The 13581-nt window shown below is 54.8% G+C and carries 10 protein-coding genes; 4 read left to right on the forward strand and 6 right to left on the reverse strand.

Annotation, left to right across the window (positions count from 1 at the left end):
- Nucleotides 1–327: 327 nt before the first annotated feature.
- Nucleotides 328–1350: an N-acetyl-gamma-glutamyl-phosphate reductase gene (gene argC, locus CGZ80_RS13130; protein ID WP_094415278.1), complete on the forward strand. Its 1023-nt coding sequence runs from the start codon at nt 328–330 to the stop codon at nt 1348–1350.
- 7 nt (nt 1351–1357) lie between these two features.
- The gene (locus CGZ80_RS13135; protein ID WP_094415059.1) at nt 1358–2461 is read left to right on the forward strand and encodes a type II CAAX endopeptidase family protein; all 1104 of its coding nucleotides are present in this window, start codon (nt 1358–1360) and stop codon (nt 2459–2461) included.
- Nucleotides 2462–2996: 535 nt separating this feature from the next.
- Here CGZ80_RS13135 and tnpA read toward each other — a convergent pair.
- Both tnpA and CGZ80_RS13150 read right to left on the reverse strand, forming a co-directional pair.
- Nucleotides 2997–3449, reverse strand: a complete 453-nt coding sequence (tnpA, locus tag CGZ80_RS13140; protein ID WP_094415061.1) for an IS200/IS605 family transposase — start codon at nt 3447–3449, stop codon at nt 2997–2999.
- A gap of 625 nt (nt 3450–4074) precedes the next feature.
- Nucleotides 4075–4980, reverse strand: coding sequence for a response regulator (locus CGZ80_RS13150; RefSeq protein WP_094415065.1), 906 nt, complete (start codon nt 4978–4980; stop codon nt 4075–4077).
- A 618-nt stretch (nt 4981–5598) separates the two neighbouring features.
- On the opposite strand from CGZ80_RS13150, the gene CGZ80_RS13155 reads away from it, so the two are divergent.
- A complete protein-coding gene (locus CGZ80_RS13155; protein ID WP_094415067.1) occupies nt 5599–7203 on the forward strand; it encodes an efflux RND transporter periplasmic adaptor subunit in 1605 nt (534 codons plus the stop codon).
- A 63-nt stretch (nt 7204–7266) separates the two neighbouring features.
- Nucleotides 7267–8583 (forward strand): ABC transporter permease, encoded by a 1317-nt coding sequence (locus CGZ80_RS13160; protein WP_094415069.1) that lies wholly within the window; start codon nt 7267–7269, stop codon nt 8581–8583.
- 14 nt (nt 8584–8597) lie between these two features.
- Here CGZ80_RS13160 and CGZ80_RS13165 read toward each other — a convergent pair whose 3' ends face one another.
- From CGZ80_RS13165 to CGZ80_RS13180, 4 genes are all read right to left on the reverse strand, one after another.
- Nucleotides 8598–11039: an ABC-2 transporter permease gene (locus CGZ80_RS13165; protein WP_094415071.1), complete on the reverse strand. Its 2442-nt coding sequence runs from the start codon at nt 11037–11039 to the stop codon at nt 8598–8600.
- A 53-nt stretch (nt 11040–11092) separates the two neighbouring features.
- A complete protein-coding gene (locus tag CGZ80_RS13170; protein WP_094415073.1) occupies nt 11093–12040 on the reverse strand; it encodes an ABC transporter ATP-binding protein in 948 nt (315 codons plus the stop codon).
- A gap of 45 nt (nt 12041–12085) precedes the next feature.
- Complete coding sequence (locus CGZ80_RS13175) at nt 12086–12508, reverse strand: GntR family transcriptional regulator (RefSeq protein WP_094415075.1); 423 nt, start codon at nt 12506–12508, stop codon at nt 12086–12088.
- A gap of 134 nt (nt 12509–12642) precedes the next feature.
- On the reverse strand, nt 12643–13578 hold the full coding sequence (locus tag CGZ80_RS13180) for a hypothetical protein (protein WP_094415077.1): 936 nt from the start codon (nt 13576–13578) through the stop codon (nt 12643–12645).
- Between the last annotated feature and the right edge of the window lie 3 nt (nt 13579–13581).

The raw sequence follows: 13581 nt of genomic DNA on the forward strand, positions 1-13581 counted from the left end.
AAAGATAAGATGGTCGCATTCGATCAATCGCGGTGGTGAGAGACAAATCCTGTTGGGACGTGAACCCCAGCCGCGTCGATGACTTCCTTGAGAGGCAGCAGCGAATTCTTTCGCCTGCGAGAAGGTGCATAATGTAACTCAAATCGGTATCGATTGGAACGAATTTGCGGCTTCGGAGGTCATGGTTACCACCCAAATGTGATGCCTATCGACCCAACCAAGCTGATCCGCAACAATTCGGATCTGTCAGTGTGGTTTGCGTCTTTTCGCCAGCGTTGCCGTGCTGATCTGCCCACTTCGCTTCATCAACATTGGATTGAATCAGGAATGTCGATCTCCGTCGCATTGATTGGTGCCACCGGATACACCGGGCTCGAGGTTGCCAGGCTTTTAAGTGCTCACCCCGAGGCGGACTTGAAAATCGCGACCGCGCGTTCGGATGCGGGCCAGACCATCGCGGCGGTGCATCCGTCGTTGGCTGGACGAGTCGACATCACGCTGGAGGAACTTGATCCGGCGCGTGTCGCCGCAGAGTGCGATGTGGCGATGTGCTGCCTTCCGCACGGCGCTTCGGCCGAAACGGTGCAGCAACTTTGTGCTGCCGGTATTCGAGTCATCGATTTTAGCGCCGACTTTCGATTGTCATCGCTGGAGACTTACGAGACTTGGTACAAAGTCAAACATCCATGGCCCGAGCGGGTGGGGAAAACGGTGTATGGTCTGCCCGAATTTTTCGCCGACGAAATTGCGACTGCGGACTTGGTTGCCAACCCCGGTTGTTACCCAACGAGCGCGATTTTACCGCTCGCTCCGCTTGCCAAAGCTGGCTTGATTGAGACCGATGATGTGATCGTGGACAGCAAAAGCGGCGTCAGCGGTGCCGGTCGCAGTCTAAAATTGGGCACGCTGTACTGTGAAACCAACGAATCGATCGCTGCCTACTCGGTCGGTACACATCGTCACGGGCCGGAGATCGAAGACTTGGTGGGTCGGATCGGCGGCAGTCAGCCCCAAGTCATTTTTACTCCGCATTTAACGCCAATGTCGCGCGGTATTTTGTCGACGATTTATGTGCGACCCAAAGCCGGCAGCGGAGAAGACGCTGTCAAAGCGATTACGCAATGTTGGCGCGATTGTTACGGCGAGCAACCGTTTGTGAATGTTGTCGATCACTTGCCTGCCACGGCGCATGTTGCCGGAACGAACTATGTTCAAATGTCGGCCCGCGCGTCCGGCAACCGTGTCGTTCTCTTGTCAGCGATTGATAATTTGGCCAAGGGAGCAAGTGGGGCGGCGATCCAGAACATGAACGTGATGTTTGGGATCGACCAACAACTAGGACTCAACTGACGATTTGATGCAAAACTCCGACCCGCCGCCTTCGTTTCCGCCAGCTGACGACCTGGACCCCTACGAGATTCAGGAACCAGTGGCGCAGGGCGGCGAGCAAGTCAGTACGGAGTTACCGCCCGATCCGATTCGGCCGGCCCAGCCGACGCGGCCGGCATTTCCGCCGCCATACAGCCGAAACCCGATCGCGCTGCAGGTCCATGACTTTCGGACCCAGCAGCCTTTTTTGTACAAGTTGATCGCGTTCATCTGGAACGCGATCGGAATGCCCCTCGCATCGCTACTGCTCTTTTTTGCAGCTAGCTTCGTCGCGATTTTGGTCGCGATCATGATTGTCCACGGCGAGTTCAACCCGCGATTGATGGGCGATCCCGAAGCGATGAAGGTGGTTTCGCAATCACGCGTCGGGTTCTTGGTTCTGGTGCTCGCACCGCAAGCCGCTCTAGTCTCGTTGGCGCTTTTTTTGCCGTTGATTTCCCCTGACGGTTACCGCCGCCGCATGTCTATGGTTCGCGGGCACTGGCCGCTTTGGGCGTGGGGTGCCGCGGCAGCGACAACGCCGCTGATCGGCTGGATCTCATCGATCGTTGTCGGATCGCTGATGGGCGAAAGCGAAAACCTCAAGATGATGACCGACGTGTTTCGCGGTCATGGCGAGTCAGGGTTTTTGGTTCCACTCGCGTTGATGATCGGTGCGACACCGGCTCTCTGTGAAGAACTGGTCTTTCGCGGTTACATCCAAACTCGTCTGAACAGCTTGGTAGGGCCAGGGATCGGCATCGCGATCGCGTCGATCTTGTTCGCCGCATTCCACATGGACCTTGTGCATGTGATCGCGGTTTTGCCACTGGGGATTTACCTTGGTGTGATCGCGTGGCGAAGCGGATCAATCTTTCCGGCAATGCTCGCCCACTTCGTCAACAATTCCGTCAGTGTCTTTGCTGTCGTGTTAGCACCTCAACAAGAAGACCAATTGCCGTCCGGTCAGATGATCGCCTTCATGTTGTCCGTCATGCTGTTAGCGCTGATCAGTTCGATGATCACCGCCGTGGCGTTGTGGCGTTATCCAATCCCAATCGTCAAAAACCTCGAACCCGAATTGGCTGCGTAACGACTGCTTACTGCATGATCGCGGGCATGATGTTGCATGCCTATGGCCAACAGATTCGTATGACGCCTTTTGCCCGCAGGCCATAGTTGCGCGGGATTGTCTTTTGGCCGAAGGCCATGTTTACCGTAGCCTGGGGCATCGCCCCAGGAACGTATCCCCCACAAACACCTTTGGCTGAAGGCCATGCTTACCGACGCTGGACAGCAAGGGTGAAATTGACCTTCGGCCAATCAACAACAATGCGTGGATTGTATTCCTACGGCGTTGCCGCAGGCTACGGTGTGAAAGGCCTTCGGCCAACAGGATGGGGATTCGTATGCTTGCCTTCTGGCCGCAGGCCATTGTTGCCCGGGCCTGGGAAGCCATCCCAGGAACGCGATCGCGGGCGTGATGCGACAGACCTTCGGCCAACGGATTGGGGCTTCGTGCGATTGTCTTTTGGCCGCAGGCCATGCATACCGTAGCCTGGGGCATCGCCCCAGGAACATGTCACCCCAGAAGCACCTTTGGCCGAAGGCCATGCTTACCTACGAAATCAATCCCAGACGTACAGCTCGTTGAACTGGATGTTGTATTTCGCCAGCATGGCTCGATATTCGTCTTGAAAGGTTGTTTTTCGATGGTGCTCTTCTTGCGTGCGAACGTACTGTTCCGCAACACGAAGGTCTCTTGGGCTCACCGAAAACATGCCATAACCGCGTTGCCAATAGAATTTCGAATACTGTCTTCCGAGCGTTTTGACGAACTTTGAGGATTCGCGTTTAATTTGTTCCACAAACTTCACTGGGGCAACAAATTTTCCAAGGTCAAACAGCAGGTGAACGTGATCGGCGACGCCACCAACGACAACCCAATTGGAGGATAGGTTTCGTACGGTCTCTGCGAGGTAGCCATGCACCTTGGTGCGAATTAAATCGTCCAACCAAGGTTTCCGATTTTTGGTGCTGAACACCAGATGGGCATACAGTCCTGTTAGCGATTGAGGCATTGATTCAATCCCGCGTCATTGGAAGATTTCGGGGGTGAAATTGACCTTCGGCCAATCAACAACAATGCGTGGATTGTATTCCTACGGCGTTGCCGCAGGCTACGGTGTGAAAGGCCTTCGGCCAACAGAATGGGGATTCGTATGCTTGCTTTCCGGCCGCGGGCCTTTGTTGTCCGGGATTGCCTTTTGGCCGAAGGCCATGCTTACCATAGCCTGGGGCATCGCCCCAGGAACGTGTCACCCCACGAGCACCTTTGGCTGAAAGCCATGCTTACCGACGCTGAACAGCAAGGGTGAAATTGACCTTCGGCCAATCAAAACAACGCATGGATTGTATTCCTACGGCGTTGCCGCAGGCTACGGTGTCGCAGGCCTTCGGCCAACAGATTGGGGGATTCGTGTGATGCCTTTTGCTCGCAGGCCATTGTTGCCCGGGCCTGGGAAACCATCCCAGGAACGCGATCGCGGGCATGATGCGACATGCCTTCGGCCAACGGATACGAGCTTCGTGCGATTGCCTTTTGGCCGAAGGCCATGCTTACCATAGCCTGGGGCATCGCCCCAGGAACGTATCACCCCACAAGCACCTTTGGCCGCAGGCCATGCTCACTACTACCGCCGGCGATCAACGTTTGCCATCGCAGTATTTCACCATCGTGACTTCGTTGCCGATGTCGTTGTAGGTCAACTCGTCGGCGAAGCTTTTCATCAGCACCAAGCCTTGTCCGGACTCGGCGGAGAACACATCGGGATTGACGGTGATGGGAACTTTTGAGGTGTTGAAACCGGGTCCTTCGTCACGGATCGTCAGACGGATCTCCGATTTACTCGCCGAGGCATGGACATAGATTTTGCGGTCTTTGTAAGGAGCTTCGTTCTTTCGACGTTCAATCAAATCCGACGATGCGTCTTCGTAAATAATCGCATGGTGGGCTGGGGTCACGGATGGCCCAAGTTGCAAGTTGCCTCGGAACATTGCGTTGACGAGCGCGTGTTCGATGGCAACGCCCAGGCGGTTCATGTCCGCGCCACTGATCAAGTCCATGCCGGCGACCACCTGCATCAACAGCCCGACGAGTGGCGAGATCAGATCAGGATCATTTTTGATTTCGAACTCGAAAACGTTTTTCGTCAGAGTCGAGATCAATTTCGTGAAACTCGCATCGGTGCGGATCACGCCCAGCACGTCGATGATGGTGTCGTTCAGCAGCGACTGCAGGTGATTTTTCGGGACGTATCCGGCGGCACCCTTTTGCAATGCTTGCGACGCGAGTTCCTCACTGCCACGCGCGGTGACCAAAATCGCGGGGATGTGGGCGTACTCCGATCGCATGATTTCGACCAGTTGCAGCCCATTGAGCTCGGGCATTTCCAGATCGGTGACCACAATATCTGGAATTTCTTCGGCCAAAACGTCAAGCGCGGCTTTCCCGTTCATCGCATGTTTGACTTCGTGGCAGCCCTCTTCCAGCAACATCCTCATCTCGATCGCCTGGGTCGGACTATCTTCGACCAATAAGACTTTTGCCATGATCAGCGTTAGCGTTGGAGAGAAAGAGGGGCGTCAAAGCACTGCCAAACGAATGTCACCTAATGGTACACGTTTTGTCACCGTGGCGGTGCGACGGGAGGCTATCACGCATTATTGGCGATTGTGCCGTAATTTAGGCAGCAAAACTGTTTAAAAACGCTGATCGCTGCGGTTTATAAAACTGGGCAATCACCCCACACGGGCACTGGCCAAATGCCTTGGCAAGCCGGTGTGATTGTGATCAGGCTTGCAATCCGACAGCCAAGCAAAATCCTTGCGACGGATGCAATGGAAATTGCCCGAATGATCCAGACACAAGTTCACCAGATGGACTATGGAGACATTGGATTCCCGGTCGACTATACTATCGTGCCGCTGCTTGGTGCCCGATTCACCCAGTCTACGGGTAGCCGTCCAGCGTCCCGCCCAATAACCCACCCATTTTCGCCAGTGACAGTCACTTGTAATTACGACGCGTAAGCCGCGTTGTTTGGCGAAAGAACGTCCGCATTCGGTTTCTTCGATGCCAGCCGGACTCCTTCATGTTGGAGTCTTGGTCGCTGTGCATCGTGACTGTCAGCCGAGCGACTCCCATCCAACTTTCCCTGCCGAAACGCCATGTCTTCAAAGGCCACGTCTTCCCAGACCGAACAGAAGCAAACGCGCCGACGGAGAAAGGTTGCTGCACCCAATCGCGGTGTCGTCCACGCTATCCAAGCCCTGGCAACCGCCGTCGTCGTTCCAGTCGTCGGGTTTTCACTGTCGTCGTTTTTCTTTGGATCGGATACACGGATTGACGAGAACGTGCTGCTGCACACCGTGAATCCGCAACACATGAACGTCACCGTCATCGAACGGGGCAATCTGCAAAGCCAGAACAATCGCGAAATCAACTGCATGGTCGAAGACGTGCAGCGCGACGGGATCAATGGCACGCCGATCTTGTGGATCATCCCCAACGGCAGCAAGGTCAAGAAAGGCGACTTGCTGGTCGAACTGGAATCCGCACCGATGCGTGAAGAGCTCGACCAACAGATCCTCGATACCGAGGAAGCTCGCTCGACACAAATCCAGGCCGAAGCAAACTTCAACAACCAGATCGTCCAAAACGAAACCAGCAAGGCGGAAGCCGAGCTGCAGGTCCAGCTTGCCGAGTTGGAACTGAAAATGTTTACCGATGACGAAAGCGGAACGCACAAGCTGGCCGTTGAAGAAATCAAGCGGACGATCGACGAAGTCAACAACCAGATCTTGGAAGCCCAAGCGACCTTGGAACTTCGCCGTGACGATCGCCGCGGTATCGATTCGCTTTACAAACTCGGCTACGCAAACCGGAACGAGCTCCGTAAAAGCGAACTCGCCTATCTGCAAGCCGAAGGCAAATACGCGGCCCAGTTGAACAAACTGGAAACGACGCTCGCGACGCTGAAGAAAAAAGAAAACTACGAGCAGGAAATGGAACTGCTGCGGTTGCGTGGAAAGCTCGCGACCAGCAAGCAGGGACTCGAACAAACCTTGCGAAACAACGAGGCCAAGCTGGCTCAGGTGCAAGCGATCCTGCGTGCACGAACCGAATCGCTCAAGAAAGAAGAAGAGCGACTTGAACGCTACGAGACGCAGCTTGCCGCGTGCAAAATCTATGCACCCGAAGACGGCATGGTCGCGTACGCTTCGTCACGTAACGACGAAATCCGCGAAGGTGCCCCGGCCCGCTATCGTCAACACCTGATGTCGTTGCCATCCCTGCGTGAAATGCAGGTGCAAACCGCCGTTCATGAATCTGACCTGGATCAGATCAGCATCGGTATGAAAGTTCGTATCACGGTCGACGCATTCCCCGGTAATGAATACATCGGTACCGTCCAGTCGATCGCAGTTCTGCCCGACCAAAACGGTTGGCTTAGCAGCGGCACCAAGGTCTACACCACGATCGTCACCATCGATGACGAAGTCCAACAACTGAAACCCGGGATGACTGCGGTCACCGAAATCCTGGTCGACTCGATCGACGATACGATTGCGGTTCCGATCCAAGCAGTGATCGAACGGGATGACCAAACGGTCGTGTTGGTCCGTCAAAACAATCGTCTGGGGCTGCGTGAAGTCGAAGTCGGACGTGAAACCGATTCGATGGTGCAGATCACCGAAGGTCTCAACGATGGCGAACAGATCGCACTCAATCCTCGCGAATTTGTCGACGAATTGCTTTCCCAAGACGGCTGATCGCTCAGCCGCTTTCTCCTGATTTCCGTACGACCGCGATTTATCGAGACAGCGAATCTTTCCATGTGGTGGGCCACCCTTAAACTTGCCGTTCGCAACCTGTTGCTGCACAAGATGCGCAGCTCGTTGACGCTGCTGGGAACCATCCTGGGTGTCGCCTCGGTGATCGCGATGTTGTCGATCGGCGAAGGCAGCAAGCAAGACGCTCTCGATCGAATCCGAGAACTGGGCGCTGGGAACGTGATTGTTCGCTCGCTCAAACCGGCCCCGGAGGACGATTCCAGTAGCTCGTCGAACAATCAAGGCATCGTGTCGACGGCCAGCTACAAAGTCAACGCGTATGGCCTGACCTACGGTGATCTGCGCGCCCTGCAAGACTTGCCAACCGGCGAAACAATCGTCCCGCTGATGATGAAAAAGCGAGACGTCTCACACGGCCGTCGTCGGATCGGGCAGGCTCGCGTTTTGGCAACCACGCCGGACTTGGCTGATGTCCGTAAAATCGAAGTCGCACGCGGTCGCTTTATCCAACAACGCGACTTAGAAGGCATGTCCAACGTCGCGGTCCTGACCGAAGGTGCGGCGCGAGCGTTGTTCGGTTTCAATGATCCACTCGGCCAACCGATCTTGATCGGCGGGATCGCCTTTCGAACCGTCGGAATCCTGAAACAGCGTGACAGTGGTCGTGCCCGCGCCGGCGAAAGCGAAGGCGGCGATGCCAACCGCGACATCTTCATCCCACTCGATACCGGCCGGGCGCGGTTCGGTTTCTTCGTCAACGAAGGCAATCGCGGCAGCCGCGAGTTCGACCGGGTCGAGCTCAGCGAAATTACCTTGGCGGTGGCCGACGCAAACGACAAAGAAGCCGCCACACGCGTGGTCCCGACAGCCAACATGATTCGTGGGCTGCTGGAAAAAAGCCATGCCGACAAAGAAGACTACCAAGTGCTGGTACCGTTGGAACTAATGGCACAGGCGGAGCACGAGAAGCGAATTTGGAATTTGGTGCTCGGGGCGATCGCGGGAATTTCGCTGTTGGTCGGCGGGATCGGCATCATGAACATCATGTTGGCGACCGTTACCGAACGGACACGCGAGATCGGGATTCGCCGTGCGATTGGCGCCAAACGTAAAGACATCATCCGGCAGTTTTTGTTGGAAACCACCGTGCTGTCGGCGGCCGGCGGAGTCCTTGGTGTCGTGCTTGGTGTTTCGATTCCGATCGCGGTGACGATGATGGCCGGTATGAAAACGGTGACCAGCCTGGGAGCGATCATGTTGGCGTTCGGTATTTCCGTCGCGACCGGGATCATCTTTGGCGTGTATCCGGCCTACAAAGCGGCAGCGATGAACCCGATCGAAGCGCTGCGAAAGCAATAGCGATTCGCCTAGCGTTATTCCACACTCAATCCTGCCGCATCCTTCGCATCACGCGACTGTTGGCGAAGATGCTTCATCCAAAAGTTGACGGTCTGAAATCGTTCCAGCCATTTTGTCGTTGACGTCATGACAAAAGTGTCGGTGCGGTGGTCAACGACGATGTAGGCGTCTTTCATTAGGTCTTCGACTGCCTGAGTATCGATTTGCGCATCGAACTCGATTTGGTTCAGGGCGATCTGTGTGATTCGGTCAATCGCTCGTTTCGACCGAACCTGTTCCAGGTACATCCAAAACGCGGTGGGTGTTTGTGGTCTGGGCATCCATCGTTGGCTTTGTTTTTCCAGCGGACCGCGCCAGTTTCGAATCATCGCATTCCGGCGTGATTGCTGAACCAGATACTCATCCGGTAGGCCGTCGATGATCTCTTGCAGCTCAGGCCGAGCGCCGTCTCGACTGACAAACATCTGAAGCGCTTCGCAGCTAAACAAGTCGGCTTGTTCGGCGATCGACAGCAGCGTGGTTAAGTCGGCTTGTCCAACAACGGCGCGCTCACGGATCAGTTTCGACCACTTCGACAAGACACGGATACAGTCCAGTTGGAGTTCGTAGTTCGCTGAATCGGGGGCTTCAAGCCAGGTGATTGCAAGCGTGTCCTGCCGTAATCCATAAAAGATGGCTTCATTGGTAAAGCATGACGCGATTTCATTGAATGTGACATGCTCGCCGATGGACGATTTGGCTGCCAGTTCTGCTGAAATCTTCTGAGATGCTTCTTCTCGCGAATCGAAATAGTCATTGCTCGGCGTCAATGTTGAGTTATAGAGAAGGTTCGGATTGATCCAAATGCTTTCCAGACTGCTTCGGCTTGGCAGCTGGACCGTTTCCATTTCATGTCTCCAACTCGAATCACGTGGCGGCAACGTCGCCCAGCGAACGACAAAGACAATCAAAAACGGCGCAAAGAGTGCTGCCGCGATGTACTTTGATTGACGCAAAATGTAGCGGCGGTTGCGTGTCTGCTGCTGCATCCACAAGTCGGTTAAACGATACGACCCGTAAAGCAGAATGATTGCCGAAATGATCAGCAGTCCCATCGCTTCAGCGAAATACTCGAACAGACACAATCCCAACAGGATGGCTGAAAAGTAAACCGCCACGGGGCCCGCGAAGAAGTTCAGCAGCGGTCGCGATGTCGATTGCGAAAACATCACGGCCATCGCATACGCAGAAAGTCCGATCCCGTACGTCGCTGCCCATTTCCATGGCAGTAACAGGGACTGATCTAAGAACATCAGAACCATCATGGCGGCAAACAGCAGATGCACAATCACGAATGATGGCAGCACACGTGTGACCCAAACCAGCTTTGGTGAGATGCCACGGTCAAAGAAGAACGCATTTCGGCCGCGAAGCGAATCACTGTAAAACGTCAGGCCGGCCACAAAGAACAACACCGTGCTGGCGATCAGGAACGTGGCAGGATGAATCGAAAGGTTTCTTGAGTTGGAAACATAAAAGAACCCTTGCGCTGCCACCCACGAAATTGCGGCGATCGCTAGCAAGAAGTACCAGCGAGTTGGGCGAAGACTTTGCCACAACAGTGCACCGAAGCGAGTTGGCGGAACTTTCGGAATGACAGCTTGTGCCAATCGCGATGGTTCATGGGGAGGCCGGTATGCGTTTGCGACCGACGAGAATTCTGATCGCTTGGAAGATCGCTTCAGCGACCATTTGCGTTGTGCCCAAGTCAAACGTCGCCAAGCCAGGAAATACATCAACGTGAACACGATCATTGCTAACCCGACCGAATCGACGATCAACAAAGGCAAGTGTTCTGTTGTGAGCGGGGTTGAATGTTGGGGGCCGGTTTGAAAGTCAAACCAATTGACGAGGCCCCAAAGGCAGCCAAAGATCGTCGGTAAAAACGCAATCAGACCGGCGATTGGTGAGCGAAAGAAATAGGCGGTGACAAAGCTGCAGATCAACATCAGTAGGCTGGTCGCAATAAACGCGATCGCCGCAGACATGTCACCGTCAATCAAATTTGCTCGTGTCGAGATGCGAAAATCCAGTTGAATCGAATGCAATTGGTACGAGATCATTAGCAAGGTCGTCGCGATCGCCCAAGAAGCCAACAGACAGGCTAGGCCGACAACAAACTTACTCGTCGTCACCATCTTCCAATTGGCCGGCAACGTCCCGAGCCATTTCAGGGAGCCGCTTTCTTCTTCCATCCCGACCAACATTGCGGGAGCACCGAAGGCGACCAGAAATGGAACAAACACCCAAATCGCTCTCGCCAGGTTGGCAACTTCCTGGTCATGCAAGTTGTTCATAGCGGCCGAGAGTTCCAACAACACCATCATCCCGACTGACGCACAGCATGCGGCCACGCCGAGCATTCGAACGATGCGGTAGTCCTTCCAAAGAAGCCGCGAAAAGATTCGTCCATTCATTGCATCACTCTTAACGTTGAAGCACCGTACCAAACACTCTCACTGAAACGCTGCTACGCCACCGATTCTGTCGCAGGTTTGCGTTCGTTGACGTTACTTTGCTGCGGTGGGCGACTGGCCCGAGCGTCGCAGACCGCGACGAAGATTTCTTCCAGCGTGGGAGTCGTTTGTTCGATGCGAACAATTCCGGAGTCCTCACGAAAATCGTCACGCCAGTTTTCTGGCAAATTGCTGACAATCCAGCGAATTTGGCGTGCGTTCTTGGTTTCTGTCAGCACCTCGCCGCGAGGCAGCGCCACCGTTGCGTCGCTATGCTCCAACGTCGCAGTAATGATCTGCGTCGATTCACGAAGGTCCTGAAGTGGCTTGACCAACTTGAGTTTGCCTTCGTGCAAAATACCGATCCAGTCCGCGACCCGTTCGACCTCGCTGATCTGATGGCTGGACAGAAAAACGGTGTGCCCGAGTGCTGCCCGGTCGACCATCGATTCTAAAAATTGACGACGGACCATCGGATCAAGTCCGCTGGTCGGCTCATCCAGAATCAAAAGCTCCGGATCGTGCGAGGTTGCCAACGCCAACGCGACTTTTGCACGTTGGCCTTTGCTCATGTTCTTGATTTTGACGCCCGCCGGAACGTCGAAATTCTGCAGCGCTTCGGCATACCGAAATGGGAACGCTTCATCATAAAAGGCGGACGTAAACCAACCGATTTCTTGAGACGTCATCCAGTCATACAGGGCCGGCGCGTCCGACACATAACCGGATCGTTGGCGGATCGTTTCGCCATCACGATGACAAGACAATCCCAGTACCGTCGCGGTGCCGGCATCGGGCTTGATCGCCCCGGTCAAGATCCGAATCATCGTGGTTTTGCCAGCGCCATTTTCACCTAGCAAGGCAAACACGATCCCGGGCGGGATATCCAAGCTGACCTCATCGAGTGCTTGTTTATCCCCAAACGACTTGCTAACGCTCTTTAATGAAATGATCGAATTCATTGTGCGATTCCCCAAGAGAAGTGACCGGTGAAAGAGGAGAAGAAATCAATGGCTGCCGTTGCCGCTGGCTCGCGCGGTTTGTTCGATCTCCTTGAGTTGGCGTGTGAGTTCGCTTTCGAAGAGTTCGCGTAATTCGTCGGCGGTCATTCCGCCTGCCAAGGCATCGGCAAGGGCACGGCGAAAGCTGTCCGTGACAAGAGAGTTGCGCGCTTTGGTACAACGCTTGATCGCGTCCCGACGGACGATCATACCGCGACCGCGCAACGGTTCGATCACCTGATCGCTTTGCAATTCCTGATACGCTCGCGCGATCGTGTTCGAATTGATCGCCAAATCATTGGCCAATTGACGAACACTCGGCAGCATCTGTCCACCGACCAGGATGCCGTCCGCCACCGCAAGTTTGACTTGGCGGACGATCTGTTCGTAGATCGGGACATCCCCGTCTGGATCGACTGAAAAAAACATCGGCAGGCACTCTCGGTTAGAGTGAACTCGATTCGGTGTACCGCTGTCATGGTACACCGAGTCTCCTGGTTGTGTCAATAAAATTTGACACGCCGACCGTTTTCTTTTTGGGAGCTCTTCTTAGCAGGCAACGGTCACTGCTCGTCAAGGAAACGAATCGATTCGCCCTCGGTCCGTCGCTGTGCGACGACCAGCAAGAGTGCCGCGATCGGGGCGGTTATGATCAATCCGATCCCCATCAGCCCCAGACCGATACCGAGCAGGAACGTGATCGCGACAGAGATCAGAAACGAATTGAACAAGCTATGTGCGGCGATTCGAAACGTTCGCCGCAGTCGTACCAGGAGCGGCATCGGGCGGTCACAAAGCGGCAGCATCGGCCACAACATCATCGCAATGAGGACGGGTGCGATGATGGAAACCGCAAACGCAAACGCGAACAACAGCAGCATCAACTGAATCGTCGCCGCGGCCATCTGGTTGAACATCAAACCGGTCGCCACGACCAGAACCGATGCAATGAACGTCGCCAATAAGACGAACGTCGCGACTTGTCGAAACAGAGGCCATCCGGGTTTGAAAGACGATTTCAATACGGTTCCGTTGCTTGCCGGTTCTTCACTCGACGAAGCGTTGACCGTCCGGTTTGCGATGTAAATCAAAATGGCAATCACATAGGTGTTGACGCCGCAAAAGAATGGCGTCGCTATGCCAAGCCAAATCAATGCCGAACGCAAGTTGGTTTGTGCGTAGACGTTTAATCCGCTAAGTGGAATCACTACCAATAGGAAGTAACCCAAACACAGCACGAAAGCGGGCAGATAAAGGTCGCGGCGACGGAGCGATACGATCGCCATCGTGTCCGCAAACAGAGTTTCGATAGAAACCCGTTCGAGAGGGCGCTCGAGAGCAATTGACCGGTCGTCTTGGTGTGGAACGGAGGACACTCCGACTCGTTCGGCAACAAACTCGCGCTCACACCCCGGGCACAGGGATCGTTTTCCCGATGCCTCGATTGGAAGTTCCAGCGTCGCTTGGCAGTGTGGACAGGTTTGACGAAATAATTGCATGAT

Source organism: Rhodopirellula sp. MGV, assembly GCF_002251265.1.
Classification (GTDB): domain Bacteria; phylum Planctomycetota; class Planctomycetia; order Pirellulales; family Pirellulaceae; genus Stieleria; species Stieleria baltica_A.